This window comes from Streptomyces sp. NPDC096105, assembly GCF_044763335.1.
GTDB lineage: Bacteria > Actinomycetota > Actinomycetes > Streptomycetales > Streptomycetaceae > Streptomyces.
Window position 1 is genome coordinate 143,624 of record NZ_JBIWGC010000004.1, and the last position, 26,785, is coordinate 170,408.

The 26,785-nt window shown below is 74.5% G+C and carries 23 protein-coding genes and 1 pseudogene; 11 read left to right on the forward strand and 13 right to left on the reverse strand.

The window, feature by feature from the left end; all coding sequences use genetic code 11:
• Positions 1 to 42 precede the first annotated feature (42 nt).
• Positions 43 to 720 (forward strand): maleylpyruvate isomerase family mycothiol-dependent enzyme, encoded by a 678-nt coding sequence (locus tag ACIQ8B_RS08520; protein WP_403546220.1) that lies wholly within the window; start codon positions 43 to 45, stop codon positions 718 to 720.
• Between the two features lie 125 nt (positions 721 to 845).
• Complete coding sequence (locus ACIQ8B_RS08525) at positions 846 to 1,535, forward strand: copper homeostasis protein CutC (RefSeq protein ID WP_403546221.1); 690 nt, start codon at positions 846 to 848, stop codon at positions 1,533 to 1,535.
• Between the two features lie 127 nt (positions 1,536 to 1,662).
• Here ACIQ8B_RS08525 and ACIQ8B_RS08530 read toward each other — a convergent pair whose 3' ends face one another.
• On the reverse strand, positions 1,663 to 3,774 hold the full coding sequence (locus tag ACIQ8B_RS08530; RefSeq protein WP_403546222.1) for a HelD family protein: 2,112 nt from the start codon (positions 3,772 to 3,774) through the stop codon (positions 1,663 to 1,665).
• Between the two features lie 110 nt (positions 3,775 to 3,884).
• Positions 3,885 to 4,802, reverse strand: coding sequence for a helix-turn-helix transcriptional regulator (locus tag ACIQ8B_RS08535; RefSeq protein ID WP_403546223.1), 918 nt, complete (start codon positions 4,800 to 4,802; stop codon positions 3,885 to 3,887).
• Positions 4,803 to 4,904: 102 nt separating this feature from the next.
• Here ACIQ8B_RS08535 and ACIQ8B_RS08540 point away from each other — a divergent pair, with 102 nt between their 5' ends.
• On the forward strand, positions 4,905 to 5,813 hold the full coding sequence (locus ACIQ8B_RS08540) for an aldo/keto reductase family oxidoreductase (protein ID WP_403546224.1): 909 nt from the start codon (positions 4,905 to 4,907) through the stop codon (positions 5,811 to 5,813).
• A gap of 344 nt (positions 5,814 to 6,157) precedes the next feature.
• The gene (locus ACIQ8B_RS08545; RefSeq protein WP_290001500.1) at positions 6,158 to 6,541 is read left to right on the forward strand and encodes a hypothetical protein; all 384 of its coding nucleotides are present in this window, start codon (positions 6,158 to 6,160) and stop codon (positions 6,539 to 6,541) included.
• A gap of 18 nt (positions 6,542 to 6,559) precedes the next feature.
• Here ACIQ8B_RS08545 and ACIQ8B_RS08550 read toward each other — a convergent pair whose 3' ends face one another.
• Together ACIQ8B_RS08550 and ACIQ8B_RS08555 are read right to left on the reverse strand one after the other, a co-directional pair.
• Positions 6,560 to 8,203, reverse strand: coding sequence for a DNA repair helicase XPB (locus ACIQ8B_RS08550; protein WP_403546225.1), 1,644 nt, complete (start codon positions 8,201 to 8,203; stop codon positions 6,560 to 6,562).
• Positions 8,204 to 8,353: 150 nt separating this feature from the next.
• On the reverse strand, positions 8,354 to 11,038 hold the full coding sequence (locus tag ACIQ8B_RS08555; RefSeq protein ID WP_403546226.1) for a helicase-associated domain-containing protein: 2,685 nt from the start codon (positions 11,036 to 11,038) through the stop codon (positions 8,354 to 8,356).
• A gap of 117 nt (positions 11,039 to 11,155) precedes the next feature.
• On the opposite strand from ACIQ8B_RS08555, the gene ACIQ8B_RS08560 reads away from it, so the two are divergent.
• The gene (locus ACIQ8B_RS08560; protein ID WP_403546227.1) at positions 11,156 to 12,193 is read left to right on the forward strand and encodes a hypothetical protein; all 1,038 of its coding nucleotides are present in this window, start codon (positions 11,156 to 11,158) and stop codon (positions 12,191 to 12,193) included.
• 31 nt (positions 12,194 to 12,224) lie between these two features.
• Positions 12,225 to 12,866, forward strand: a complete 642-nt coding sequence (locus ACIQ8B_RS08565; RefSeq protein WP_403546228.1) for an HAD family hydrolase — start codon at positions 12,225 to 12,227, stop codon at positions 12,864 to 12,866.
• Here the strand turns inward: ACIQ8B_RS08565 and ACIQ8B_RS08570 are convergent.
• Positions 12,848 to 13,120, reverse strand: coding sequence for a hypothetical protein (locus tag ACIQ8B_RS08570; protein ID WP_290001492.1), 273 nt, complete (start codon positions 13,118 to 13,120; stop codon positions 12,848 to 12,850). The two genes, ACIQ8B_RS08565 and ACIQ8B_RS08570, sit on opposite strands and share 19 nt — an antisense overlap.
• A 163-nt stretch (positions 13,121 to 13,283) precedes the next feature.
• Between ACIQ8B_RS08570 and ACIQ8B_RS08575 the strand changes: the two genes are divergently transcribed.
• The gene (locus tag ACIQ8B_RS08575; protein ID WP_106413678.1) at positions 13,284 to 13,667 is read left to right on the forward strand and encodes a cold-shock protein; all 384 of its coding nucleotides are present in this window, start codon (positions 13,284 to 13,286) and stop codon (positions 13,665 to 13,667) included.
• Positions 13,668 to 13,685: 18 nt separating this feature from the next.
• On the opposite strand, the gene ACIQ8B_RS08580 is transcribed toward ACIQ8B_RS08575, so the two are convergent.
• The 4 genes from ACIQ8B_RS08580 to ACIQ8B_RS08595 form a co-directional block, all read right to left on the reverse strand.
• Positions 13,686 to 14,543: a 1,4-dihydroxy-6-naphthoate synthase gene (locus ACIQ8B_RS08580; RefSeq protein ID WP_403546229.1), complete on the reverse strand. Its 858-nt coding sequence runs from the start codon at positions 14,541 to 14,543 to the stop codon at positions 13,686 to 13,688.
• On the reverse strand, positions 14,530 to 15,228 hold the full coding sequence (locus ACIQ8B_RS08585; RefSeq protein WP_106413680.1) for a futalosine hydrolase: 699 nt from the start codon (positions 15,226 to 15,228) through the stop codon (positions 14,530 to 14,532). The genes ACIQ8B_RS08580 and ACIQ8B_RS08585 overlap by 14 nt, the downstream gene beginning before the upstream one ends.
• Positions 15,229 to 15,251: 23 nt before the next feature.
• Positions 15,252 to 15,710: a DUF2771 domain-containing protein gene (locus ACIQ8B_RS08590; protein ID WP_106413681.1), complete on the reverse strand. Its 459-nt coding sequence runs from the start codon at positions 15,708 to 15,710 to the stop codon at positions 15,252 to 15,254.
• Positions 15,711 to 15,886: 176 nt separating this feature from the next.
• Entirely contained in the window at positions 15,887 to 17,317 is a 1,431-nt protein-coding gene (locus ACIQ8B_RS08595; RefSeq protein ID WP_403546230.1) for an MFS transporter, read from the reverse strand.
• 333 nt (positions 17,318 to 17,650) lie between these two features.
• Between ACIQ8B_RS08595 and ACIQ8B_RS08600 the strand changes: the two genes are divergently transcribed.
• A complete protein-coding gene (locus ACIQ8B_RS08600; RefSeq protein ID WP_106413683.1) occupies positions 17,651 to 18,577 on the forward strand; it encodes a DUF3027 domain-containing protein in 927 nt (308 codons plus the stop codon).
• A 220-nt stretch (positions 18,578 to 18,797) separates the two neighbouring features.
• Here the strand turns inward: ACIQ8B_RS08600 and ACIQ8B_RS08605 are convergent.
• Positions 18,798 to 19,133: pseudogene (locus ACIQ8B_RS08605) on the reverse strand (hypothetical protein); the annotation flags it as partial.
• 267 nt (positions 19,134 to 19,400) lie between these two features.
• Entirely contained in the window at positions 19,401 to 19,898 is a 498-nt protein-coding gene (locus ACIQ8B_RS08610) for an ATP-binding protein (protein ID WP_403546392.1), read from the reverse strand.
• Positions 19,899 to 20,048: 150 nt separating this feature from the next.
• Here ACIQ8B_RS08610 and ACIQ8B_RS08615 point away from each other — a divergent pair, with 150 nt between their 5' ends.
• Together ACIQ8B_RS08615 and ACIQ8B_RS08620 are read left to right on the forward strand one after the other, a co-directional pair.
• Positions 20,049 to 20,927, forward strand: coding sequence for a helix-turn-helix transcriptional regulator (locus ACIQ8B_RS08615; RefSeq protein WP_403546231.1), 879 nt, complete (start codon positions 20,049 to 20,051; stop codon positions 20,925 to 20,927).
• On the forward strand, positions 20,924 to 21,133 hold the full coding sequence (locus ACIQ8B_RS08620; RefSeq protein ID WP_366252460.1) for a DUF397 domain-containing protein: 210 nt from the start codon (positions 20,924 to 20,926) through the stop codon (positions 21,131 to 21,133). The genes ACIQ8B_RS08615 and ACIQ8B_RS08620 overlap by 4 nt, the downstream gene beginning before the upstream one ends.
• 106 nt (positions 21,134 to 21,239) lie before the next feature.
• On the opposite strand, the gene ACIQ8B_RS08625 is transcribed toward ACIQ8B_RS08620, so the two are convergent.
• A complete protein-coding gene (locus ACIQ8B_RS08625; protein ID WP_403546232.1) occupies positions 21,240 to 21,914 on the reverse strand; it encodes a M23 family metallopeptidase in 675 nt (224 codons plus the stop codon).
• A 340-nt stretch (positions 21,915 to 22,254) separates the two neighbouring features.
• Positions 22,255 to 23,517 carry an SLC13 family permease gene (locus ACIQ8B_RS08630; RefSeq protein ID WP_403546233.1) on the reverse strand — a complete coding sequence of 421 codons (1,263 nt, stop codon included), beginning with the start codon at positions 23,515 to 23,517 and terminating at the stop codon, positions 22,255 to 22,257.
• Positions 23,518 to 23,615: 98 nt separating this feature from the next.
• Here ACIQ8B_RS08630 and ACIQ8B_RS08635 point away from each other — a divergent pair, with 98 nt between their 5' ends.
• The gene (locus ACIQ8B_RS08635) at positions 23,616 to 26,771 is read left to right on the forward strand and encodes a sacsin N-terminal ATP-binding-like domain-containing protein (RefSeq protein ID WP_403546234.1); all 3,156 of its coding nucleotides are present in this window, start codon (positions 23,616 to 23,618) and stop codon (positions 26,769 to 26,771) included.
• Positions 26,772 to 26,785: the final 14 nt, after the last annotated feature.

Below are 26,785 nucleotides of genomic sequence, written 5' to 3' on the forward strand. Positions count from 1 at the left end.
GATTCCCGTCTCGGCGGTGGCGCAGGGCCTAGCGTGGACGGCATGACGACTCCTGCGGATGTGCACGAGGTACGGGACCCCGAACTGCCGGGACGGCTGCTGAGCGTCGAGCGGGACGTGCTGCTCCCGCTGTTGCGGGGGAGGGACGAGGGCGACTTCGTGCTGCCGGTGACGGCGTGTCCGGGCTGGACGGTGCGGGACGTGCTGGCGCACTGCGCGGCGGCGCTGTCCCGGGTGGTGGAGAGCCGGTACGACAAGGACGTGTTCTCGCCCGCGAGCAACCAGCGGGACATCGACGAGCGGGCCGGCTGGAGCAACGCCCGGATCCTCGACGAACTGGAACGCGGCATGACCGAGGCCGGGCCGGTCATCGCGAAGGCGGACGGACCGCTGGACGCGGTGGCGCTCGGCGAGTGGGTGCACGCCGGGGACGTGCGCGTCGCACTCGGGGAGCCGGGGGCGTACGCGGGCGCGGGGCTGCCGTCCGCGCTCGCCCTGCTGGCGCAGGTCACCCGTGCGCGGGGGCACCTGCCGCTGCACGCCGACCTGGACGACGTGGACGAGCCGGTGCGGCTGGGCGACGTCTCCGGGGAGCGGCCCCCGGCGCGCTTCATCGGGGACGGGCCGACGCTGATGCGGCTGTACGCGGGACGCCCGGCGGACGGGGTGCCGTACGAGCTGGCGGGGGTGGAGGCGGCGGAGCTGAACATCTTCGGCTGAGCGGACCGGACGGCTGAGTGACCGGGCGCGGTCGGCGGGTGGGTGAACCGCAGGTCGGGGGCCGAGCGTAGGCTTAGATTGGACTAGACCTGTAGGAGTCGTTCCGAACCGACGAATGGGGCCCCATGAGCAAGCGTGCAGTGCTGGAGGTGATCGCCCTCGACGTCGAGGACGCCGTCGCCGCCCAGGCGGGAGGGGCGGACCGTCTCGAGCTGGTCACCGACATGGCGGCGGACGGCCTGACACCGGCCGCGGCGACGGTGACGGCGATCCGCGCCGCCGTGGACATCCCGGTCCGGGTCATGCTGCGGCTGGCGGACGGCTTCGCGGCGGGCGCGGTGGACCGGCTGGCCGCGGCGGCGTGCGAGATGCGGGAGGCGGGGGCGGAGGAGTTCGTCCTCGGCTTCCTCGACGCGGACGGCCAGGTGGACCTGGCGGCGGTGGAGCGGGTCGCGGGCGAGCTGGAGGGGTGCCGGTGGACGTTCCACCGTGCCATCGACCACGCGGCGGACCGCGACGCGGTGCGCAAGCAGCTCGCGGACTTCCCCGGCCTGGACACCTACCTGACCGCCGGCTCGGCGGAGGGCGTGGACACGGGCCTGCCCGTCCTGTGCGCGGAGGCGGGCCGGCGCGGCGAGCCCGGGTACGGCCAGCAACTGCTGGTCGGCGGCGGCCTGCGGCTGGAACACGTACCGGGGCTGCTGGACGCGGGGGTGGACGCCTTCCACATCGGCGGGGCCGCCCGGCCGGAGGGCTGGAGCGGGCCGGTGTCGGCGGAGACCGTGGCGCGGTGGCGGGGGGCGCTGGGGAGCTGAGGCCCTTCTGGCGCCGGGCCGGGCGGCGTTCGCGAGTGCCGTCCGCGCCCACCCGTACCGCCTGGCTGCGCCTCCCGGAGCCCGGAGCACCGGGGGGAGGCACGACTGCCCGCTGAGGGCGGGCTGCTCACGTCAACTGCGCCGGCAGCGGTGCCGAGTGGGTGATGACCAAGCCCGACACCGCTCGGGTCAGGGTGACGTAGAGGCGGCGGAGGCCCGTGCGTTCGTCGGGTTCCGCGTCGACCACCGCCTGGGGTTCGTCCAGGAGGACGTAGTCGTACTCCAGACCCTTCGCCAGGGAAGCCGGGACCAGGGTGAGGCGGGTGGTGGCCGTCGTTTCCTCGCCGGGGGCGACGTGGGGCAGGCCCGCCGACCTGAGTGCCTCGGTCAGGTCCGGGATGCGCGGGTCCGCCGCGATCAGGCCCACCGAGCCTTCGCGGGACAGCAGTTCGCGGCACGCGGCCACCACGTCGTCCGGGCCGCCCTCGCAGCGGCGTACCTCGAAGAAGCCCGGGTTCTCCCGGATCGACGCGACCGGGGTGAGGCCCGGGGCGATGTGCGGGAGCAGGCGGGAGGCGTACGTGATGACGTCCGTGGGGACACGGAAGCCCGCCGTCAGCTCCTCGACCACCGCGTCCGGCTTGCCCAGGTGGGTCAGTGCCTCCTCCCAACTGCGCGTCGCCCACGGGGTGGTGCCCTGCGCCAGGTCGCCCAGCACGGTCGCCGAGCCGGTCGTGCAGCGCCGCCCCACCGCCCGGTACTGCATGGGGGAGAGGTCCTGCGCCTCGTCCAGCACCACGTGCCCCAGCGAGGGCGTGCGCTGGATCAGGTCCGCCGCCTCGTCGATCAGCACCGCGTCCGCGGCCGACCATTTCGCCGACTTCACCGAACGCGCCGGCTTCGCCCGGAGGATCGCTTTCTGCTCCTGCTCGTCGAGCAGCCCCTCCGCGTGCTCCGCCAGGAACTCCGCGTCCCCCAGCAGCCGCAGCACCAGCTTCGCCGGGTCCACGGCCGGCCACACCGCCTTCACCGCGGCCCTCACCGCCGCGTTGCGCGCCACCGCGTCCTGCACCCGGTCGTCCGGCGCCTCGCCCGACCGCTCCATCCGCACCAGCACCGCGTGCGCGATCCGCTGCGGCAGCGCCTCACGGGCGGCGCCGTAGCGGATGTCCCGGTCGAGCAACTGCCGCACGATCTCCTCGACTTCGTACGCCGGAACGCGCCAGCGGCGGGAGCCGCGCACGACCACGACCGGTTCCGCCGGCATCGTGACGTGGGAGTAGAGGGCTCTGCGCAGGACCTCCGCCATGCGCGCGTCGCCCTTGACGGTCGCCGCCGTCGCGTCGTCCGTCCCGCGTACTTCCACGTGCGCCACCAGGTCGTCCACCGTGGCCTGGGCGACGGTGAGTTCGCCCAGCGCGGGCAGCACCTGCTCGATGTAGTGCAGGAAGGAGCGGTTCGGTCCGACGACCAGGGTGCCCGTACGGGCCAGGCGCTCGCGGTGGGCGTAGAGGAGGTACGCGACCCGGTGCAGGCCGACGGCCGTCTTGCCCGTGCCGGGACCGCCCTGCACGCACACGCTGCCCGACAGCCCGGACCGTACGATCTCGTCCTGCTCCGGCTGGATGGTGGCGACGATGTCGCGCATCGGGCCGACGCGCGGGCGCTCGATCTCCTGCTGGAGCAGCTTGCTGGTGGTCGCCGCCTCGGCCGGGTCGGAGAGGTGCTCGTCCTCGTACGCGGTGAGGTCGCCGCCGGTGTAGCCGAAGCGGCGGCGCAGCCCGATGTCCATCGGGTCCTTCTTGGACGCCCGGTAGAACGGCTGCGACACCGGCGCACGCCAGTCGATCACCATCGGATCGCCGTCCGCGTCGTGCACATGCCGGCGCCCGATGTAGAAGCGTTCCCGCTCCGCGCCCCCGGCCCGCTCCGCGCCCCCGGCCCGCTCCGCGCCCGGCGCGTGCAGGTAGTCGAGGCGGCCGAAGAACAGCGGGGTGTCGCTGAGGTCGGCCAGCGCCTTGATCCGCTCCTCGATCTGGTGCTGCAGCACCTCCGCGTTCACCCAGTTGGCCGTGACGTCGCGGATGTCGAGCGCCTCCACGTCCTCCCGCATGGCGCGCAGGGCGGAGCGGGACGCGGTGAGGTGGGCGCGTTCGCGGGCGAGGGGGCCGTCGGCCGGGGCGGTGGGACCGGCCACGGGGTCGTTCACGGGCTCGTCTACGGGCGTGGACGCGGACAAGGGGGTGCCTCCGAAAGACCTGCTGCGGGTGTGCGGCGAGGAAGGAATGCCGGCCGGTTTCCGTCCGGACGGCGGCGCTCCGTGAGGGAGGCGGGAAGAGAGCGGAGATTCTAGGTCGTGGGGCGGGGGCGGTCCAAACCGTTTTCGGCGCGACCCGGACGGCGGTCCGCGCCGGACGCCCCGCGCCGGGCCGGTCCCGTCGTGCGCGCCGGCCCCGTCGTCAGGGACGCCAGCAGCGCCAGCCGTTCCGCGTCCTCGCTGCCCGGCGCCGCGTGGTACGCCGCGAGCATCAGCCCGTCCGGGCCGTCGACGTCCAGTTTGGACAGGGTGAGGCTCAGCTCGCCGACCTGCGGATGGTTCATCCGGATCGGCTTGTCCACGACCGGCCGCACGTCGTGCCGGGCCCACACCTTCCGGAACTCCGCGCTCGCCAGCGAGAGTTCGCCGACGAGCCGCACCACCCGCGGATCGTCCGCGTCCGGCCCCAGCCGCTTCCGGAACACGGCGACGCACTGCGCGGCCGTGGCCGGCCAGTCCGCGTGCAGATCCCGCTCGGCCGGGTCGAGGAAGAACGACCGCAGCCGGTTCTCCCCCACCCGCACGGTCGGCACCAGCGCGGCGGCCAGCGGGTTCACCGCGATCACGTCGAGGGTCCGGTCCGTCACGAACGCCGGCAGGCCGATCGACTCCAGCAGGTGCGCCGTGGCCGGCGGGACGGTGGGCCGCCGGGACGGCCGGCGCCGGGCACGCGGCCGGGGCGCGGCGAGCTGGTGGAGGTACGCCGTGGCGGTGTCGTCGAGCAGCAGCACCCGGGCGAGCGCGTCGAGGACCTGCGGGGACGGATTGCGGTCGCGGCCCTGCTCGAGCCGCAGGTAGTAGTCGGAGCTGATGCCCGCGAGCAGGGCGACCTCCTCGCGGCGCAGTCCGGGCACCCTGCGTACGCCGTGGGACGGCAGTCCCAGGTCGGCCGGGGTCACCTGCTCGCGGCGCGCCCGGAGATAGTCGCCGAGCCGGTTCTCCTCAGACATGCGTTCCAGCGTAAGGGGGCGGAGCGTTCCGATCCTGGTCCCGTCACTCCCAGGATCGGCGGGGAACTGGGCGGACCGCCGCCCGCGGCGGACCGTGGGGACATGACCACATCGCGCACCACAACCACGGACCCGACCACCCTCCCCGGCGGCACCTGGACGATGGGAGACCTGACCGTCACCCGCTTCGGGTACGGCGCCATGCAGCTCGCGGGGCCCGGCGTGATGGGCCCGCCGGCCGACCACGAGGGCGCCCTCGCCGTGCTGCGCGAGGCCGTGCGCCTCGGCATCACCCACATCGACACCGCCGACGCCTACGGCCCGCACGTCACCAACCGGCTGATCCACGAGGCCCTGCACCCGTACCCGCAGACGCTGCACGTCGTCACCAAGGTGGGCGCGCGCCGGGACGCCGACGGCGGCTGGCCCCCGGCCCGCGAGCCCGACGACCTGCGCCGCGCCGTCCACGAGAACCTGGAGACCCTCGGCGTCGACACCCTGGACCTGGTCAACCTGCGGCTCGGCGACGCCACGGGACCGCGGCCGGGTTCGCCGGCGAAGGCGTACGAGACCCTCGTCGAACTGCAGCAGGAGGGCCTGATCCGGCACCTCGGCCTGAGCAACGCGACCGCCGCCCAGGTCGCCGAGGCGGAGACCATCGCGCCGTTCGTCTGCGTGCAGAACCTCTACAACCTCGCCCACCGGCGGGACGACGACCTGATCGACCGGCTCGCGGAGCAGGGCGTCGCGTACGTGCCGTACTTCCCGCTCGGCGGGTTCACGCCCCTTCAGTCGGCCACGCTGTCGGCGGTGGCCGACCGGCACGGCGTGCGGCCGATGGCGGTCGCCCTCGCCTGGCTGCTGCACCGCTCGCCGAACATCCTGCTGATTCCGGGCACGTCGTCGGTGGCGCACCTGCGGGAGAACGTCGCCGGCGCGGGCCTCACCCTGACCGAGGAGGACCTGGCCGCCCTCGACACGATCGGGGGCGCCCCGGGGGCCACCCCTTAGGGGTGACCCCGTCCTGCCTGAGAGGGACGGCTCGTTCCGCGGGTGTACGCGGTCCCGCCCGCCCGTGCGGCCTCTCCCTCGGGATCGGACACAACGGGTGGCTGGCCGTGGCCTGGTGCGCGGTGCTGGTGGTGCTCGGCCACGTCTGGTCGACGTCCTCGTTCGCCCGCGACCCGAAGTGAGCCGCCCGCGACCCGAGGTGAGCCATCCGCGATCCCGAGTGGGGCATCCGCGACCCGGAACGAGGACGACCCCGCGGGCGGACCGTCTGAGTACGCGTACGCCCGCCGGAATGAGTAGCGGCCCCGGTGCGCCTGTCGCCCCGGGGCCGCTTCACTGGCCGTATGAACCGGAACAGCGCCGCACCCGCCGTCCCGCCGGACCGGCGGTACCGGGCCGAGCGGGACCCCCGCGCGTGGGTGGCGCCCGCCGTGGCCACCGTGCTCGGGGCGGTGCTGGCGCCGCTCGCGCTGCTGTTCGGGGCGCTCTCCGTCATGGCGACGGACAGCTGCGGCCCCGACGACTGCTCGCCGGCCCTGACGACCGCCCTCGACGTCGTGCACGGCACCCTGCTCTTCGGCGGTCTCCTCGGCGTGGCCGCCTGCGCCGCCGCGTGGCTGCTGCCCCGGACCCGCCGCTGGACGGTGCCGCGCCTCTGGCTGGCCGGACTGTCGCTGCTGCCCTGGCTGGCCGTCCTCGCGCTGGTGTTCCACCTGCCCGAGGGGTGACGTGCGACGACGGACCGGTCAGCTCTCGGCGAGGAGTTCCTCCGCGTCCACGATCCGGTAGGCGTACCCCTGCTCGGCCAGGAACCGCTGGCGGTGCGCCGCGAAGTCCTGGTCGACGGTGTCGCGGGCGACCACGGAGTAGAAGTGCGCCTGGTGGCCGTCCGCCTTCGGCCGCAGCACGCGGCCCAGCCGCTGCGCCTCCTCCTGCCGTGACCCGAAGGTGCCGGACACCTGGACGGCGACCGTCGCCTCCGGCAGGTCGATCGAGAAGTTCGCGACCTTCGAGACCACCAGCACGCTCAGCTCGCCCTGCCGGAACGCCTCGAACAGCTTCTCCCGCTGGGCGTTGGACGTCTCGCCCTTGATGACGGGCGCGTCCAGGTGCTCGCCCAGCTCGTCGAGCTGGTCGATGTACTGGCCGATGACCAGGATCTGCTGCCCCGCGAACCGGCGGACGATCGCCTCCGTCACCCGTCGCTTGGTGGCGGTCGTCGAGCAGAAGCGGTACTTCTCCTCCTGCTCGGCCGTCGCGTACGCCAGCCGCTCGGAGTCGGTGAGGTTGACGCGGACCTCCACGCAGTCGGCGGGCGCGATGTAGCCCTGCGCCTCGATCTCCTTCCACGGGGCGTCGAACCGCTTCGGGCCGATCAGCGAGAACACGTCCGACTCGCGGCCGTCCTCGCGCACCAGGGTGGCCGTCAGACCGAGCCGGCGGCGGGCCTGGAGGTCGGCGGTGAACTTGAAGACGGGCGCGGGCAGCAGGTGCACCTCGTCGTAGACGATCAGGCCCCAGTCGCGGGAGTCGAACAGCTCCAGGTGGGGGTAGACGCCCTTCCGCCTCGTCGTCAGCACCTGGTAGGTGGCGATGGTGACGGGGCGGATCTCCTTCTTCGTGCCGCTGTACTCGCCGATCTCGTCCTCGGTGAGCGACGTCCGCCTCACCAGCTCGTGCTTCCACTGGCGGGCCGAGACGGTGTTGGTGACGAGGATCAGCGTGGTCGACTTCGCCTGCGCCATCGCGCCCGCGCCGACCAGCGTCTTGCCGGCGCCGCAGGGGAGGACGACGACGCCGGAGCCGCCGTGCCAGAAGTTCTCCACGGCCTGCTTCTGGTACGGGCGCAGCGCCCAGCCGTCCTCGGCCAGCTCGATCGGGTGCGCCTCGCCGTCCACGTACCCGGCGAGGTCCTCGGCGGGCCAGCCCAGCTTCAGCAGGGTCTGCTTGATCTGACCGCGCTCGGAGGGATGCACGGCGACCGTGTCCGGGTCGAGGCGGGCGCCGACGAGCGGGGCGACGCGCTTGGAACGCAGCACCTCCTCCAGCACCGGGCGGTCGGTGGTGGTGAGGACCAGGCCGTGCGCGGGGTGCTTGACCAGGCTGAGCCGGCCGTAGCGGTCCATCGTCTCGGCGATGTCGACGAGCAGCGCGTGCGGCACGGGGTAGCGGCTGTACTGCACCAGCGCGTCGACGACCTGCTCGGCGTCGTGTCCGGCGGCCCGTGCGTTCCACAGACCGAGCGGGGTCACCCGGTAGGTGTGGATGTGCTCGGGGGCCCGCTCCAGTTCGGCGAACGGCGCGATGGCGCGACGGCAGTCGTCGGCCTGCTCGTGGTCGACCTCCAGGAGCAGGGTCTTGTCGGACTGGACGATGAGCGGACCATTCACGCGCGGCTGCCTTTCTGCGACGGGCTCGGCACGGGCACTGCACGGCCAAACGTCCAGTTTGCCTGACGGCATTCCACCCGGACCGCCCGTCGCGCGACCCCGCGCCCCGGAGCGCACGTGACCTTCACCACCGGGCGCCCCGGCCGGTCGTCAGCCGGCGTCGTCCGTCAGCTCCGCCACCCCCGTGATCCGGTGCAGCGGGTACGTCCGGACCTCGTCGGCCGTGTGGTCGTAGGCCGTGACGAAGCCGCCCTCGACGCGGACGGGCGCGATGACGCGCTGACTGGCGGCGCCCTCGGCGTTGACGTAGCCGATCCACAGGGTGTCGTTGGTGAGGACGGCGGCCTGGAGGGTGGCCAGGGTCTCGGCGACGGTCGTGCGGGGCGGCTCGCCGCGCTCCGCGCCCGCCGGGCCGCCGCCGGCCGGCTTGCGGGGCGCGGTGGAGGCGAGGTCGCCCGCGCGGACGGCGCGGATCGCCGCCGAGAGCAGCGTGTCGTCCGGGACGGGCGGCCCGTCCGGCACCGGCTCGGGGGGTGTGCGCGGGGGCGTGCGGTAGGCGTCCGCGCGGGTGATCAGCACGTCGCCCTCCGCCGACTCGGCGGCCGGCGCGAACCCCATCGCGCGCAGCCCCTCCAGCAGCCCCACCGGGTCGGTCCGCGCGGCCAGCACCGTCGGGGCGAGCCGCCGCAGACCCAGCCCGGCGGCGCGCTTGTCGGCGAGGATCTCGTCCAGCACCGCGTCGTCGTCGCAGCGCACGTACGAGGAGGCGGCGCCCACCCGCAGGTGCCCGTGCCGGCGGGCCACGTCGTCGATGAGGTACGCCAGCGGCTGCGGCACCGGCGTGCGGGAGTGCGCGGCGAGGAAGGCGTGCAGGTCGGCGGCCGACCGCCCGGCGTCCAGGGCGCGCCGTACCGAGCCGGGCGTGAACCGGTAGACGGTCGCGCCCCCCTTCGACTCCACGTCCGCCAGCACGCCCAGCATGTCGGCGAGCGGCCGCTCCAGCGGGCCCGGCGCGACCGCCGTCAGGTCGGCCTGGAGCAGCACGTGGTCCAGCGGCTCGGGCAGCAGCGGTTCGAGCAGCCGGGCGGCGGCCGCGGCGGCGGTCGCCCGCTCGGCGGGGGAGAGGGCGGGCGGCGGCGGGACCCGCCGGTGGTGCACGGGCAGCTTGTCGCCCGGCCCCGTCGGCTCGGGTTCCGCCTCCGGGTGCCGGAGCGCGGGCGCGCCGATCAGCGCCCGCCCGTGCGAGGAGAGCGCGCCGCGCCCGGTGACGCCGAGCATCTCCGCCTCGGCCAGCGTCCAGCGGGCGAGCCGCGACCGCAGGTCGTCGTCGTCCCCGCCGCCCCCGTACCCCTGCTCGTCCGGGTGCTCCCGCGCCCCCTCGGCGGGCTGCCCCGGCGTCCGGCGGGCGTACGGAGCGGGCGCGCCGCCTCCGGTGCGGGCCACGCGTGGCGGCCGCTCCCAGCGCAGGCGCGCCAGCACCGACCCGGTGTGCGGCGCGGCGCCCTCGGGGAGCCCCGCCAGCAGGGCCAGCACCCGGTGCCGCACCTCCGGAGCGGCCGAACGGTCCAGACCCGGGCCCAGCGCGGACAGCGTGCGGTCCTTCGCGTCCCGCTCCCCGACCAGCCCCGGCGTCCGGGTCGCCGCGAGCCACGCCGTCGCCAGCCCCGCCCACCGCTCACCGGCCGGCCGCTCCAGCCACTCGTCGTACGCCGGGGTCGCCGCGTACCGCTCGTCCTCCCCCGCTCCCTTGGAGGAGCGGGAGGCGCCCGCACCCCCGTCGGACGCCAGCAGCCCCGCCGCGTAGGCCAGTTCGACCCAGAACGCGGCCACCGGCTCGGACACGTCCAGCGCCCCGGCGGTCCGCTTCAGGTCCCGCACGCTCAGCCCGCCGGCCCGCAGCACCGCGGGGCCGCCCTCGTGCCAGTCCTTCAGCAGCTCCTCGACCGTCGCCAGCGCCGTGTACGCCTGACCCGCCGCCGTCGCGTCCACGATCTGGGGACGGTACGCGGCGGCCGCCTCCACGGGCGGCGGCACCGGCTCCGTCGTCCGGTGCGCCCGGCCGGCGCGCAGCCGCAGCGCCACCTCGCGGGGCAGGACCACCGTGCCGGGCGCCGTCGGCAGCAGCAGACCCCGGTCCAGCAGCCACCGCAGCCGGGGCGCCGGATCGGCGGTCACCTGCCCGTACGGCGGGCCCCACACCAGCCGCTCCAGCACCTCCAGCGACTCGCTCGGCGCCTGGTCGAGCAGCGCGGACATCCGCGCCGGATCGCTGAAGAGGTCCGTCAGCGCGGCGACGGCGGAGACGGAGTCGTGCGTCGACGGCAGCCCGGCCGCCGCCACGATCTCCTGGATGCGGCCCGGCGAGATCCCCGCGGCCGCCTCCCGCACGGTGGGGCCCAGACCGGTCGGCGACGGGTGCTGCGGTGACGGCGCGAGCAGCTCACGGGCGGTGCGCACCAGCCGCAGCCGGTCGTCACCGCCCCACACCAGGGCCTGTTCACGGAGCGTGCCGAGAGCGTGCGGCAGCGCCGCGGACACCGCCGGGTCACCGTCGTCACCCGCCATCAGCCCCAGCAGCTCCCCGTACGTCGCCGGCTCCGGCGCCACCGCCAGCGCCTGCGCGGTCTGCAGCACGAACCGGTCGAGCCGCTCCAGCGCACGGACCACCGAGGCACGCGTGCCCGCACGGGTGGCGAGCTGGGTGAGGTCGGCGGGCACGGGCGTGATGAGATCCGGCCGGCTGCGCAGGAGCGCGGCCAGCGAGGCGTCGTCCCGCCCCCGGAGCGCCTCGGCGAGGGATCGGGGGGTCGCCGCGGGGTTCTCCTCGGTGCTCATCCGCCTCACGTTAGCGGGTGGGCACGTCCGTGGCGTGCCGGGAGTTGGGCCGGCCCGCCGCCGTCGCGGTACCGTCGGGCGACGGTGTCCCGACGCATCCGTCCCGGAGGGGACTTCGTGGGTATCGAGAGTGACCAGGTCGTCTACGAGTATCTGAGCCGCGTCGGCGACGTGGCGCAGCAACGGCAACTGCCGTCGGCGGCACGGATGCGGCTGGTCGCGGAGCTGCGCGACGAGATCGACCGGCGCCGCGCCAGGGCCGTGGTCGACTCGCCCGCGGCCGTCCGCCGCATCATCGCCCGCATCGGCACACCGACCGAGGTGGTCGCCGCGGCGGAGGACCCGACGTCCGGCTCCGCGCCGGGCGCGTCGCAGCAGCCGACGGCCGTGCCGGTGCAGCGCGAACCGGAGCGGAGCGCCGAACCGGCCGCGCCCCGGCCCGCCGCGTCCAAGCCCGCCGCGTCCAGGCCCGGCGGCTCCATGGGCGGCATGCTGCGCAAGGTCGTCCCCCGCCCCCGCCCGTCCACCCCCGCGCCCCCGCCCGCCGCCCCGGCCGACGCGCCGTCCCCGCCGCACCGCGCCGGCACCGACGAACTCGGCGACAGCGCGGCCCAGCCCGACTGGTGGCGGGTGGACGACAGCCCGTTCGGCGTGGGCGACGAGGTGCCCGGCTTCATCGGCGGCGTGGAGATCCCCGAACTCCTCAAGCAGCCCCCGACGACGCGGGAGAAGCCCGCCCCCGAGGAACCGGCCGTCACCGACGCGCCCGAGACGGCCCCCGCCCTCGCACGCCGCCGCCTGCCGCGCCTGCCGTCCCGCCGCTGGAGCAACCCCCTGCTGCTGGTCGCCGCGGCCCTGCTGGTCGTGGGCGCGGTGCTGGGCAACTGGTTCGCCCTGATCCTCGGCTGGCTCATCGCCTACGCCTCCCGCCGCCTCACCCCGGCAGAGGTCAAGGCGGCGGTGGTCGTCCTCCCGGGCCTCTCCCTCATCGGCGGCGTCGTCTGGCTCTGGGGCCGCACCGCAGGCCGCTGGGGCGCCCCCGTCCCCGAGGGCCAGATGAACACCGCCCTCACCGAGACCTGGCCCTGGATCATCCGCACGGCGGCGATCACCTCGGCCCTGTTCCTGGTCTGGCGCTCCCAACGCGAACGCTGACCGCGACCCACGGTGTCGCACAATGGCGCATATGGCTTCCACGATCCCGCCCGCTCCGTCCGCCCCGCCCACCGTCGGGTTCGACCTCGACATGACGCTCATCGACTCGCGGCCCGGGATCCGGGCCTGCTACCGGGCGCTGGCCGAGCGGACCGGGACGTACGTCGACGCCGATCTCGCGGTCAGCCGGCTCGGGCCGCCGCTGGCGGACGAACTGGCGAACTGGTTCCCGGCCGAGCGGATCGCGGAGACGGCGGAGCTGTACCGGGCGATGTACCCGGAGTACGCGATCACGCCGACGCCCGCGCTGCCCGGCGCGCGGGAGGCGATGGCCGCCGTGCGGGCACGGGGCGGACGGGCGATCGTGGTGACCGCGAAGTACGAGCCCAACGCCAAACTGCACCTGGCGCACCTCGGCATCGAGCCGGACGCCGTGATCGGCGACCTGTGGGCCGAGCAGAAGGCGCTGGCGCTGCGCGAGCACGGCGCGTCCGTGTACGTCGGCGACCACACCGGCGACGTGCGCGGGGCGCGCACCGCCGGCGCGGTGTCGGTCGCGGTCGCCACCGGCCCGTGCGACGCCACGGAGCTCCGGGAGGCCGGCGCGGACGCCGTCCTCACCGATCTGACGGAATTCCCCCGCTGGTTCTCGGACTACTGCTCGGACAGCTGACCGGAAACCGCACCCGCGCGCGCCCGCCGCCGTCCCGCGGCGGCGGAACGCAGCACTCCGGCACCGGCGACGGCGAATCCGACCCCCATGAGCATGCTCAGCCCGAACATGTACGTCGGAAAGGGTGTCGTTCCGAGGAACAGCGGGGCGACCGTGACCAGAGTGGCCACGGCGCCGATGAAGAAGACGATGGCGCCGGCACGGACCAGACCGTCACCGGGCGCGGCGGAATTCGCTTGGGTTTTGTCACGCACCGGACCAGGGTAGTTCCCTGCGCGAGGGAACGACGCGGTGACGTCTTGTCACCGGCTCGAAGACCATTAGCCTTGGTACCGGCGGGTGATCGGGCCCGCCCGAGTGCTATCGAGAGCCGTTTTCCGATGCAGTTTCCCGACGAGTACGAGGACGAGGACAGACGTGCCCACCGGCAAAGTCAAGTGGTTCAATATCGAGAAGGGCTTCGGCTTTCTCTCCCGTGACGACGGCGGCGACGTCTTCGTGCATTCCTCGGTCCTCCCCGCCGGAGTCGAGGCCCTGAAGCCGGGCCAGCGCGTGGAGTTCGGCGTGGTCGCCGGGCAGCGCGGCGACCAGGCCCTCTCCCTGACCCTTCTGGACCCGACCCCCTCGGTCGCGGCCGCCCAGCGCAAGAAGCCCGACGAACTGGCCTCGATCGTGCAGGACCTCACGACGCTGCTGGAGAACATCACGCCGTCGCTGGAGCGGGGCCGCTACCCCGACCGCGCGGCCGGCAAGAAGATCGCCGGACTGCTCCGCGCGGTCGCCGACCAGCTCGACGTCTGAGGCGCCGGGCCGCCCGTCCTACGGGAACCGCAGCGCGTCCGGGCCGAGGGGCGGCACCAGCCCCTCGGCCGCCGCGCGGGTGAGCAGCCCGCGCACGGCCGCGTAGCCGTCCTCGCCGAGGTCGGCGGTGAACTCGTTGACGTACAGCCCGATGTGCTGGTCGGCGACGGCCGGGTCCATCTCCTGGGCGTGTTCCATCACGTACGGGCGGGAGGCCTCCGGGTCGTCCCAGGCCGCCCGCACGGACGCGCGGATCGCGTCCGCGAGCCGGGTCAGCGTCTCCTCGCCGAGCGAGCGCCGGGCGAGGATCGCGCCCAGCGGGATCGGCAGCCCGGTGGTGTCCTCCCAGTGCTCGCCCATGTCCGCGAGCTTGTGCAGCCCGTAGTCCTGATACGTGAAGCGCGCCTCGTGGATGACGAGACCGGCGTCGACCTTCCCGTCCCGCACGGCGGGCATGATCTCGTGGAACGGCATCACCACGGTCTTCCCGACCTTCCCGGGCACCACGTCCGCCGCCCACAGCCGGAACAGCAGGTACGCCGTCGACTTCTCGCTCGGCACCGCGACCGTGCGCCCGGTGAGGTCCGTTCCGGCCTCACGGGTCAGCACCAGCGGCCCGCAGCCCCGCCCCAGCGCGCCCCCGCAGGGCAGCAGCGCGTACGCGTCGAGCACGTACGGCAGCACCGCGTACGACACCTTCAGCACGTCCAGTTCGCCGCGCTCGGCCATGCCGTTGGTGAGGTCGATGTCGGCGAAGGTGACGTCGAGGGCGGGCGCGCCGGGGACGCGGCCGTGGGCGAGGGCGTCGAAGACGAAGGTGTCGTTCGGGCAGGGCGAGTAGGCGATGCGCAGCCGCTGCTGCTCAACGGTGGTCATGCCGGTTCCAACTCTCCAATACGGGTGCGAGCTTCCCGAAGCCCGCGGTGAGGGCGGCGAGGGCGTCGCCGATGCGCCAGGCGGCACGGTCGCGGGGGCCGACGGGGTTCGACACCGCCCGCACCTCGAGCACGGGCACCCCCTGGGCGGCGGCGGCCTCGGCGACGCCGAAGCCCTCCATGCCCTCGGCGAGGGCGTCCGGGTGCCGGGCGCGCAGCGCGGCGGCGCGGGCGGCGGTGCCGGTCACCGTGGACACGGTGAGGACGGTGCCGGTGCGCGCCCCGGACGCGGCGGCGGCCGCCTCCACCAGGGGCGCGGGCGGACGGTGGGTGACGGTGCCGAAGCCGAGCTCGGTGACCGGCAGGAATCCGTCGGCCGTCTCGGCACCGAGATCGGCCGCGGTGATCGCGTCGGCGACGACGAGGGACCCGAGGGGCGCGTGCGGCGCGAAGCCGCCGCCGATCCCGGCGCAGACGACGAGGGCGTAGGGGCGGCCGTCCAGGGCGGCGGCGGTCAGCGCGACGGCCGTGGACGCGGCGGCGAGCGCCGGGCCGACCCCGGCGGCGAGCAGGCCGGGCCCGCCGGCGACCGCGTGCACGACCGCGCCGGGCAGCTTCCGCTCCCGCACCGGGCCCGGGAACGCCTGGGCCACCGCGTCCCGCTCGGCGGGGACCGCGGTGGCCACGAGGACGCGTGCGAGGGACGTGATCAGTCCTCGTCCTTCTTCAGGCGGAAGGACCACAGACCCGTGGCCTCGTCCTCGCCCTCCTTGATCGACACCAGGGTCGAGTCGCCCTGGGCGCCGTACTGGGCGTTGAAGAACACGCTGGCCGGAATGGTCTGGTAGGTCTTCTTCTTCATGGGCTCGACGAGCGGCTGACCGTTCAGCAGGATCGTCCAGCTGTTGTCGGCGATCTCCGGGTCGACACCGAAGCGCACGGTCTTGGTGGGGTCGACCTTGATCTCGTCGATGCCCTTGTCCTGGAGGCACTTGTTGAGGGACTCGGTGGTCAGGGCCTTGCCCTCGCCACCGCAGGTCGCCTCGGAGCTCACCGAGTCGCTGCCCACCGTGATGGTGGAGATCGCCGTCGGCTTGTCGCAGGCGGTCAGGACGAGCAGTCCTGCGGATACGGCGCCGGCGGCGGCGACGGCACGGCGGCGTCGCACAGCGCGGTGTGTCTTAGCGGCTGCGCCGCGGGGCAACGTGGTCATGGCGGAAGGCTATCGGGCAGGTGTGCCCCGCTCCCCACGTGGGGTGCGGCGTGGCCCCGCCTTACGCCACTCGCGGGGGTGCGGTGCGGTCCCGTGCCCTGTCGCTCACGGGTGTCCGGTGCGGTCCCGCCTCACACCACCCGCGGGCTTCCCGCGCGCCCCTGGCGGGCCGAACGGAGCAGCCCGCGGACGGTCGTCAGCCAGCCCGTGCCGACGATCGCCGCGCCCACCGCGAGCCCCAGCGTGCCGATCAGCGGCATCGCGATGCCGATCGCGCCGCCCAGCACCCACGCCATCTGGAGCAGCGTCTCCGACCGGGCGAACGCGGACGTCCGCACCTGTTCGGGCACGTCCCGCTGGATCAGCGCGTCCAGCGACAGCTTGGCGAGTGCCTGGGCGAACCCGGCGACCGCCGCGAGGCACGCCACCAGCACCGCGCCGAAGAACACCGCCGCCGTGACCGCGGCCCCCAGCACCACCGCCACCACCGTCACGATGATGATCTCCGGCGCGCGGGACCGCAGGCCCGCGCCGACGGCCGTGCCGAGCGCGTTGCCCGCGCCGGCCGCCACACCGACGATGCCCAGCGACACCGCCGCGCTCTGCCCGGTCATCGGATGCTCGCGCAGCAGGAACGCCAGGAAGAAGATGAGGAAGCCGGTGAGGCAGCGGATGGAGGCGTTGGCGGCCAGCGCGTGGGTGACCGCCGGGCCGACCGTGCGCAGCCCGGGCTTCTCCGTCCTGCGGTGCGGGCCGTGCAGATGCTGCTCGTCGGCGGCGAGCAGCGCGGTGTCCTCGCCCTTGGCGGAGTCCACCTTCGGCGGCAGCCGGAACGACAGGAGCATGCCCGTCACGAAGAGCACGAACGCCCCGTACAGCGGCCAGCGCGGCCCGATCTGCTGGAGGCCCGCGCCGATCGGCGCCGCGATGCCGGTGGCGAGCAGCCCGCCGAGGGTCACCCGTGAGTTCGCCTTCACCAGGGAGAAGGCGGGCGGCAGCAGCCGTGGCACGACCGCGCTTCTGACCACCCCGTACGCCTTGGACGCCACCAGCACGCCCAGCGCGGCCGGGTACAGCTCCAGGCCGCCGCTGACCACCGCGCCGGACAGCACCAGCGCGAGCAGCGCACGGGCGAGCATCGCGCCCGCCATCGCGGCCCGGCGGCCGTGCGGGAGCTTGTCGAGCAGCGGGCCGACGACCGGGGCGAGCAGCGTGAACGGCGCCATCGTGATGGCCAGGTACAGGGCGACCCGCCCGCGCGCCTCGTCGGTGGGGACGGAGAAGAACACGGTGGACGCCAGGGCCACCGTGATCATCACGTCGCCGGCGCCGTTCACCCCGTGCAGTTCGATCAGCTTGCCCAGGCCGGACTCGCCGGCGCCGTGCGCGTGGGTCACCTTGCGGATGCCGCGGGCGGTTCTGGTCACCGGGAAGTGCAGGGCCCGGCCGAACGTGCGAAGGCGGCCGCCCGCCCGGACCGTGCCGAGGCGCCGGCCGCGTTCCTTGTTCCCCGCGGGCCCACCGGTTCCGGTGGCGCCCTGGGGGGTGCGCGCGGTAGCCACGACGTCATAGTGCCCCGAGATGGCGGAAGGTAGTGCCGTAACACCGGGGACGTGCCCCACCGGGTTCCGCGGTACGGCCGAACGCGCCGGGGCGTCGCGGGAGGCCGCCGCCCGCCCGGGAAACCGGCGCGCGCCGTTCCGTAACAACCGTCGGTGTAGGCCCAGCGCACGCGAGCAGGTAGCGTGCGTATCTCAGCCATCCCGCAGAATGGATGGTGGCGCGCCCGAGCACGATGCGGCGCGGACGTCGACGCGGTCCCCCGGTCCGCTCCGTCCGCCCCCCGCGCTGGGAGTGGCGCACTCGTGAGACGGCGTAGGAGAGAAGCGATACCTGTGAGCGCAGCGACAACGCGAAGCCGCACCCCCGACCGTCTGTGCGCCGAGGCCGTCGACCTCGCCCGCGCCGCAGCCGAGGAGGCCGCCGCGCCCGGGGTCGTCGGCGAGCACGAGGGAATGGTCTCCGAGGGCGACCGCGTCGTCACGCACTTCTTCGGGTGCCGCGAGCTCGGCTACCGCGGCTGGCGGTGGGCCGTCACCGTGGCCCGCGCCTCCCGCGCCAAGATCGTCACGGTGGACGAGGCCGTCCTGCTGCCCGGCCCCGACGCCGTCCTCGCGCCCGAGTGGGTGCCGTGGAGCGAGCGGCTGCGCCCCGGCGACCTGGGCCCCGGCGACCTGCTGCCCACCGAGGCCGACGACCTGCGCCTGGAGCCCGGCTACACCGGCGAGGACGAGCCGCCGCCGAACTCCGCGCTGACCGAGGACCTGGCCGGCATCGCGGAGGCCGAGGACGCCGAGGTCACCGGCGGCGCCCCGGCCGAGCAGACCGTCGCCCCGTCCCGCGGCTCGATCGCCGCGGTCGCCGAGGAGCTGGGCATGCGCCGCGCCCGCGTCCTCTCCCGCTACGGGCTGCACGCCGCCGCCGACCGCTGGGAGGAGGCGTTCGGCGCGAAGACCCCGATGGCGCAGGCGGCCCCCGCCTCCTGCGTGTCCTGCGGTTTCCTCGCCCCGATCGGCGGCTCGCTGGGCCAGGCGTTCGGCGTGTGCGCCAACGAGTTCTCCCCGGCCGACGGCCGGGTCGTCTCCCTCGCCTACGGCTGCGGCGGCCACTCGGAGGCGGCGGTCATGCCGAAGCCCCCGCAGCCGGCCCCGCCGGTCATCGACGAGACCCGCGTCGACCCCTTCCCCCTCCGCCCGTCCCCGGACTCCGGTTCGGTCCCGGCCACGGAGGACGCGTCGTCGGCGGAGCTGGGGCACTCGTAGTTGTCACCCGAGGGCGGCACGCTTCGGAGGCGTGCCGCCCCTCACCGCGCTCGTGCGGTCACGCGCCGCCGAAGATGTCCTCGGATCCGGAGACGGTGACGGCACGGGTGAGCCAGTGGCGCAGCACGTCGGGATCGCTCGGCCTCGGCGAGGAAGGCGGGTGGGGCGGCGCGGGCAGCCTCCTCCGCGCCGAAGGCGTACTCCCAGGTCCAGCTCGAGCGCGTATTGCCTTCATCGCCTCGTCCAGGACGGCGCTCAGCTCTCGCGGCGCCTCCCGGGCGGTCGCGGCGTCCTCGTGTTCCAGGTCGCTCCGGGCGCGGGCGTGACGGGTGGAGAGGTCGGAGCGGCGGGCGATCTCGATGTCCCGCGCCCAGGCCAGGACCCAGCTCCGCACCGGGCTGAGGGAGTGCCGCTCCACGGCCCTGGCGAAGGCCTGGTCCTTCGTCCGCTGCATCTCGGGCAGGCGTTCCGGGGCGACGACGGCGAGCGCGGCCCGGAGGGCGTCGGGGGTGTGTTCGGGGCGTCCAGGGTGGCCGGGGTGCTCGTGCACGAACATCGCGGCGTCTTTCTCTTGCTCGTCGGGTGAGTGGTCCGGTCGTTCGGCAGTCGCGGCAGTGGGGGTCCGTCACCGGGGAGCCGAAGGCGCGGTGACGGCCGTCGCGGGTGCGGAGGGCGGGGCGCATGTGCTTCCGGTGGATGGCGCCGCCCGTGGTCAGGCCCTCGCACGGGGATCGCCGTTCCGGCGGGTGCCGGGGTCTTTTCGGCCGTGTGCGCTGAGCGCAGAGGTGTCCGGGGTTCGAAAATCCAACTGGTCCGGTGATGTTCATCCGCCCGAGTGATCGCGTGCCTCGGGCCGGAGAGGTGGGGCTTGGTGGTGCTCCTTCTCCCCGGATTCCGGCGGTGTGAGCCGCAGTTCGGCCCAGACGGTCTTGCGCGGAAAACGGTCCTCGGACACGCCCCAGCGGTCCGCGAGTGCGTCGACGAGGAGCAGGCCGCGGCCCGACTCGGCGTCGGGGGAGGCCGGTCGGCGCCGGGGCACGTGGTCGCCCCGGGCGTCGGTGACCTCGATACGGAGCGTGTGGTCCACCACGTGGAACCGAAGACGGAAGTCCCGGCCCGGCACGCGGCCGTGGGTGACGGCGTTGGCGGCCAGTTCGGCCACGACGTGGCGTGCGGCCTCCGATTCGTATCCCCAGTCGCGGAGGTGGGCGTCCGTGAGGAGACGGGCGAGGCGGGCACTGCGCGGGGTGGCGGACAGCAGCACGCTGAAGTTCCTGATGGAGGCGGCGGGTTCGGCAGTTCGCTGATTCACATCACTCAGCGTCGCCGGATCCGCCTACCGTGGAGTGTGACCCAGCGCATGCGTACGGTCACTGTCCGGTGGTTGTCCGGTGCTGTCGTGGCTGTGCCGACGGTTGGTACGGGTGAGGCGCCGGGTGCGTCACGGACGGTTCCGAGGGAGAGGTGCGGCATGACGGCGGTCGAGGCGGGGGCGGGTCGGCTCAAGGAAGAGGCGGACGAGCCCGGTTGGGAGGTGGACCCGGACGACGAGTGGGGCGTCGCGGTCATCACGACGGTCGGACGGCAACTGAAGCTGCGGCGCGAGGCGGCGGGGATGCGGGCCGCCGAGTTCGGCCGGGTCGTCGGGTACGGCGAGGACATGGTCTACAAGATCGAGGGCGGCAAGCGGATCCCCCGCCAGGAGTTCCTGGACAAGGCGGACGAGGTCCTGAACGCGGGCGGCCTCATCGCGGCGGCCTGGGAGGACGTGAAGAAGGTCCGGTACCCGAAGAGGGTGCGGGAGCTGGGGAAGATGGAGGCGAAGGCGGTCGAGATCGGGCTGTACGAGTGCAACATCATCCCGGGGTTGTTGCAGACGCCGGAACACGCAAGGGCCCTGATCAGGGCAGCACAGCCCCCGTACACGCCCGATGACGTGGAGCGCATGGTCGCCGCTCGGTTGGCCCGGCGATCGGTTTTCGAACGAGACCCTGCTCCCTCCATCCACTTCGTGGTGGAGGAGGCACCGCTGCGTCGACAGATTGCGGGCACAGTGATGTGGCGACAACAGCTCGAACACCTGCTGGAGATGGGGCGACTGAACAACGTCACACTTCAGGTCATGCCGACGAACACCGAGGCTCACCCGGGGTTGGACGGCAGGATCGAGCTGCTGAAGTTCCCGGACGGTACGGCGGTAGGGCGTGCCGATGGCTTGTTCAATGGCCGGCCAGTCTCTGACCTCAAGCAGCTCCGCATCTTGGAGCTGCAATATGGCACCATCCGAGCGCAGGCCCTCCCGCCGCGGGAGTCGTCCGCCTTCATCGAGAGACTGCTGGGAGAGACATGATGCGCAAGGCATCCGCCGGGGACACCTCCGAACTGGCGTGGTTCAAGAGCAGCTACAGCGGTGGTACCAATGGCGAGTCCTGTGTCGAGATTGCCGCAGCCCCCGGCACCGTCCACGTCCGCGACTCGAAGAACGCCACGGGACCTCGCCTCTCCTTCGCCTCGGACGCGTGGACGCAGTTCGTCCCGTACGTATCCGAGGCCTGACCCGGCATCGCGTCGGCAGGGCATCCCCTCCGCTGAACGCACGACGACCCCCGAGGCGGCCTGGGGCCGGTCTCGGGGGTCGTGAGCGGGAGGCTGCGGGCCTGCGTCAGAGGGTGACGCCGTGGGCGCGCAGGAAGGTCGCCGGGTTGACGGCGGAGCCGTAGTTCGGGGTGGTGCGGATCTCGAAGTGCAGGTGGGGACCGCTGGAGTTGCCGGTGTTGCCGGACAGGGCGATCTTCTGGCCGGTCTTGACGACCTGGCCGACCTTCACGTTCACCGAGGACAGGTGGGCGTACTGGGAGTACGTCTGGCTGCCGTGCTTGATCACGACGGCGTTGCCGTACGCGGGGCCGTCGCCGGCGCCGTTGCCGCCGGCCTTCACGACCGTGCCGCCGTGGGCGGCGACGACCGGGGTGCCGGTCGGGACGGCGTAGTCCTGGCCGGAGTGCTTGGAGGCCCACATGCCGCCGTTCTGCGCGAAGCTCGCGGACAGCTTGTAGTTCTTGACCGGGGAGACCCAGGACGCGGTGGACTTCTTGGCGGCCTCGGTCGCCTTCTTCACCGTGGAGGCCTTCACGGCCTGCGTCTTCGCGGCCTCGGCCGGTGCGGCGGCCTGCGCCTGGACCGTCGTGGCGGTGCCGGACGCGGCGGAGGTGCCGGAGGCGGCGACCGCGACCCCGGCTCCCAGGACGGCCGTGGAGCCCAGACCGGCGGCCAGGACGGCGGCGCGGGTGCGGGTGGCGGTCGTACGGGGGAAACGGGAGATGACGCGCTCGAACATCGAAACCTCATGGGGGAGGGGGCGGGGGATGCCATCGGCGGAACGGATCCGTGCCGCGCTGGCTGTTCCTTGGTAACCGCCACCGCTCAAAAGCCGCAAAGGTGTGACCTACGATGAAAAGCCGTAGATAACGGGTGAGATGTACGTCTCTTGACGGGTCGCCCTGTACGCGGCGAAACCCCCCATTTCAAGCTGATCGATCAGCCGTGTGCGGCAAATGTCCGATTTCAAATCGGGCATTTCTTCACTATTCCGCGTAGTACACCCAGCGGGCCCTGTGGAGCATGTCACCGGGCACCCCCCATGAATGTGGCGTGGGTCTCCGGCGATTCCCCCGGCCTCAGGTGCCGAGCAGCTCCAGCGACAGCCACAGGGCCGCCGTCGACGCCACGAGCGCCGCCGGGACCGTGGCCAGCCCGAGGAGGGTGAAGCGCACCAGGCGCACCTCGTGGTCGTGGTGGTGGGCGATGCGGCGCCACAGCAGGGTGGCCAGGGAGCCCGCGTAGGTGAGGTTGGGGCCGATGTTCACGCCGAGCAGGACCGCGAGGACCGCGCCGGGGCCGGACGGCGCGGCCAGCGGGACCAGGGCGAGCACGGCGGGCAGGTTGTTGATCAGGTTGGCCAGCAGGGCCGCGAGACCGGCGACGGCCAGCAGGGAGAGCAGGCCCGTGCCGTCGGGCAGGAGCGCGTCGAGTGCGTCGCCGAGGCCGTGGTCCAGGACCGCCCGGACGACCACGCCCAGGGCCGGCACGAACGCCAGGAACGGCAGGTCGACGGCGCGCAGCAGCCGTACGACGCTGGTGCGGCGGCGGGTCAGGGCCCGTACCGCCATCACGGCCGCCCCGGCCGCCGCCGCCCACGCCGGGTCGACGCCCACCGCGGACGCCACGGCGAACCCGGCGAGCGTGGCCGCCACCGTGACCAGCGCGAAGAGCGGCACCTCCACCGGCTCGTCCGCCGTGCCCGGCGCGGCCGGCTCCGCCGCGAGGTCGGCGGCGAAGAAGCGGCGGAAGACCACGTACTCCACGGCGATCGCCGCCAGCCACGGCAGCAGCATCAGCAGCGCGAAGCGGGTGAAGGTCAGGCCGGTGGCGGTGACGGCGAGCAGGTTCGTCAGGTTCGACACCGGCAGCAGCAGGGACGCCGTGTTCGACAGGTGGGCGGTCGCGTACACGTGCGGGGCGGGGCGCGCGCCCATGCGGGTCGCGGTCGCGAACACCACCGGCGTCAGCAGCACCACCGTCGCGTCCAGGCTGAGCACCGCCGTGATCAGCGAGGCGAGCGCGAAGACCGCGCCGAGGAGTCGGCGCGGCCGGTGCCGCGACCAGCGGGCCATCCAGCTCCCGCAGGCGTGGAAGAGGCCCTCCTCGTCGCACAGCTTGGCGAGCACCAGGACGGCGGCGAGGAAACCGATCACCGGGCCGAGCCGCTCGGCCTCCTCCCGCACCGCGTCCGTGGTGATCGCGCCCGTCACGGCCACGACCCCGGCGGCGGGCACCGCGAACACCGCCTCCGGCCAGCGGAAGGGACGGACGACGGCACACACCAGCACCACGGCCAGCGCGGCGACGGACAGCGTTTCGAGCAGCACAGTGCTGATCATCCACAGGGCGCGGTGCGCCCCGGACACCGCGTCCCCGTGGTGTCGCGGAGCGGTACCTTCGACCTCACGCAGATCAGGGCCCGATGAGGAGAGTCAACGTGAGCAAGTTCGTGCGGCCCGCCACCGAAGGTGCCGACCCGTTCGGCACGGCGCGTCTGCGGCGCGGGGTCCTGGATGCCTGGGCCACCAGTCCCGCCCGTTTCCGCGAGGACGCCAACGCCGAGGAGGACCTCGTCCTCGGCGGTTACCGGGACCGGCTCGTCGTCGAGCTCGCGCAGAACGCCGCCGACGCCGCCGCCCGCGCCGGCGTGCCGGGGCGCCTGCGGCTCACCCTCCGGGACGGGGTGCTGGTCGCCGCGAACACCGGGGCCCCGCTGGACGCGGCCGGCGTCGAGTCGCTGTCCACGCTGCGGGCCTCCGCCAAGCGGGACGCGCCCGACCGGGCCGTCGGACGGTTCGGCGTCGGCTTCGCGGCCGTGCTCGCCGTCACCGACGAGCCCGCCGTGGTCGGCCGGCACGGCGGGGTGCGCTGGTCGCTGGCCGAGGCGCGGGACCTCGCGCGGGACACCGCCCGGCACAGCCCCGGCCTCGGCGACGAGATCCGCCGCCGCGACGGTCACGTACCGCTGCTGCGGCTGCCGTTCGCCGCCGAGGGCACCGCCCCCGACCCGTACGACACGGCCGTCATCCTGCCGCTGCGCGACACCGCCGCCGCCGACCTCGCGGAGCGGCTGCTGCACGCCGTCGACGACGCCCTGCTGCTCGCCCTGCCCGGCCTGGAGGAGGTCGTCGTCGACACCGGCGGCGACGCGCCCCGCACGGTGAGCCGCCGCACCGACGGCGACCTGACCGTGGTCACCGACTCCCGTGACGGCGTCACCCGCTGGCGCACCGCCGCCGCGCACGGCGTGCTCACCCCCGACCTGCTCGCCGGCCGGCCCGTCGAGGAGCGGCTGCGGCCCCACTGGTCGGTCACCTGGGCCGTCCCCGTCGGCGCCGACGGCGGACCCGCCCGGCCCCGCACCGCCGCCGTCGTGCACGCGCCCACCCCCAGCGACGAGCCGCTCGGCGTGCCCGCCCTGCTCATCGCCTCCCTGCCGCTGGACTCCACCCGCCGGCACGCGGCCCCCGGGCCGCTCACCGACTTCCTCGTGCAGCGCGCCGCCGACGCCTACGCCGGACTCCTCGCCGACTGGCGTCCGGTGGCCACCGGCGCCCTCGACCTGGTGCCCGGCCCGCTCGGCAAGGGCGAACTGGACGGCGCCCTGCGCGCGGCCGTCCTCGAGCGGCTGCCGCGCACCGCCTTCCTGCCGCCCGCCGCCACGCCCGTCGCCGACGACGACTCCGGGCTGCCCGAGGCGCTGCGCCCGCGCGACGCCGAGATCGTCGAGGGCGCGGGCGCCGACACCGTGCGGGTGCTGGCCGAGGTGCTGCCCACGCTGCTGCCCGCCGGTCTCGAGCGGCGCGCCGAGCTGCGCACCCTCGGGGTCGCGCGGGTGCCGCTGACCGACGCGATCGACCGGCTGGCCGGCCTGGAGAAGTCCCCCGACTGGTGGTGGCGGCTCTACGACAGCCTCGCCGGGGTCGATCCCGACCGGCTCACCGGACTGCCCGTGCCGCTGGCCGGGGACGCCTCCCGGGCCTCCGGCCCCGGGGGAGGACGCACCACCATCGGCCCCCGGCAGGTGCTGCTGCCCACGCCGGACGCGGGCCTGGACGCCGGGCCGCTGGCCCGCCTCGGCCTGAAGATCGCCCACCCGGACGCCGCGCACCCGCTGCTGGAGAAGCTGGGCGCGCTGCCCGCGACCCCGCGCGCCGTGCTCACCACCCCGCAGGTGCGGGCCGCCGTCGCCGCGTCCCTCGACGACGAGGGCGGGGTGAACTGGGAGGAGGACGCCCCGGACGCGGAGGAACTCGCCGACACCGTGCTCGGCCTGGTCCGCGACGCCGGACTGGAGCCGGGCGACGAGCCCTGGCTGGGCGCGCTCGCCCTGCCCGACGAGGACGGCGAACTCTCCCCGGCCTGCGAACTCGTCTTCCCCGGCGGGCCGTTCGCGCAGGTCATGCGGGAGGGCGAGCTGGCCGCCGTGGACGCGGAACTGGCCGGGAGGTGGGGCGAGCAGCCGCTGGCCGCGTGCGGCGTGCTGGTGGACTTCGCGCTGGTGCGGGCCACCGACGTCGTCCTCGACCCGGACGAGCTGGAGCCGCGCGAGAGCGACTACGCCGAGCCGGACGACCCCGGGCTGCTGGACGCCGTCGACGTGTGGGCCGAGGACATCCTCGACCGCTTCCCCGACGCGCCCGTCCCGCCCGTCGCCACGGAGGTCGTCGCCGTGCGGGACCTGGACCTGGTGGACGACGACCGCTGGCCGCAGGCGCTCGCCCTGCTGTCCCGGCCGCCGCTGCGGGACGCGCTGGTCCAGCCGGTGCGGATCCTGCTGCACGACGGCACCCACGAGCTCGTACGGCCGTACACCGCGTGGTGGCTGCGCGGGCACCCCGTGCTCGGCGGTCGCCGCCCGGCCGGACTGCGCGCGGCGGGCGGCGACCCGCTGCTGCGCGGCCTGTACGACGAGGCCGACGCGACCGGCTTCGACGACGAGCAGGTGCTGCGCGCGTTGGGTGTGCGCACGTCGGTCGCCGCGCTGCTGGACGAGCCGGGCGGTGCGGCGGAGCTGCTGGAACGCCTCGCCGACCCCGGCCGGCCGGTCACGGCGGCCCAGCTGCACGGCCTGTACGGGGCGCTGGCGGAGCTGGACCCCGAGCAGGTGACCCTGCCGGACGACCTGCGCGCGGTGGTCGACGGGCGGGTGGAGGTGGTGGACGCCTCCGAGGCGGTGGTCGTCGACTCGCCCGACCTGCTGCCGTTCACCTCCGGCGTGCCGCTGCTGCCGGTGCGGCCGGCGCGGGCCGCCGAGCTGGCGGAGCTGTTCCAGGTGCGGCGGCTGAGCGAGTCCGTCACCGGGCGGGTGGACTCCGAGGGGACGGAGCACGAGGTGCCGGAGGCGGTGCGGGTGCTGCTGGGGCCGCGCACGCCGGCCGCCTACGTGGAGCACGAGGAACTCGTCGTGGACGGCGTGGAGATCGACTGGCGGCTCACCGACGACGGGGTGCCGCACGCGGCGACCCTGGAGGGCGTCGCCGCGGGCCTCGCCTGGGCGGCGGGCCAGTGGCCGCGCCGCTTCGAGGTGGCGGCGCTGCTGGAGGACCCGTCCCGCACGGAGGAACTGGCCCGGGACCGCTGGTTCGACTGAGGGGTTCCGCCCCG

Coding starts and splice junctions, on each gene's coding strand:
- ACIQ8B_RS08620 (WP_366252460.1), top strand. CDS start 20,924: ATGATGCGCAAGGCATCCGCCGGGGACACCTCCGAACTGGCGTGGTTC.
- ACIQ8B_RS08545 (WP_290001500.1), top strand. CDS start 6,158: ATGAACCGGAACAGCGCCGCACCCGCCGTCCCGCCGGACCGGCGGTAC.
- ACIQ8B_RS08630 (WP_403546233.1), bottom strand. CDS start 23,517: ATGATCAGCACTGTGCTGCTCGAAACGCTGTCCGTCGCCGCGCTGGCC.
- ACIQ8B_RS08625 (WP_403546232.1), bottom strand. CDS start 21,914: ATGTTCGAGCGCGTCATCTCCCGTTTCCCCCGTACGACCGCCACCCGC.
- ACIQ8B_RS08520 (WP_403546220.1), top strand. CDS start 43: ATGACGACTCCTGCGGATGTGCACGAGGTACGGGACCCCGAACTGCCG.
- ACIQ8B_RS08565 (WP_403546228.1), top strand. CDS start 12,225: ATGGCTTCCACGATCCCGCCCGCTCCGTCCGCCCCGCCCACCGTCGGG.
- ACIQ8B_RS08580 (WP_403546229.1), bottom strand. CDS start 14,543: ATGACCACCGTTGAGCAGCAGCGGCTGCGCATCGCCTACTCGCCCTGC.
- ACIQ8B_RS08525 (WP_403546221.1), top strand. CDS start 846: ATGAGCAAGCGTGCAGTGCTGGAGGTGATCGCCCTCGACGTCGAGGAC.
- ACIQ8B_RS08615 (WP_403546231.1), top strand. CDS start 20,049: ATGACGGCGGTCGAGGCGGGGGCGGGTCGGCTCAAGGAAGAGGCGGAC.
- ACIQ8B_RS08540 (WP_403546224.1), top strand. CDS start 4,905: ATGACCACATCGCGCACCACAACCACGGACCCGACCACCCTCCCCGGC.
- ACIQ8B_RS08535 (WP_403546223.1), bottom strand. CDS start 4,802: ATGTCTGAGGAGAACCGGCTCGGCGACTATCTCCGGGCGCGCCGCGAG.
- ACIQ8B_RS08555 (WP_403546226.1), bottom strand. CDS start 11,038: ATGAGCACCGAGGAGAACCCCGCGGCGACCCCCCGATCCCTCGCCGAG.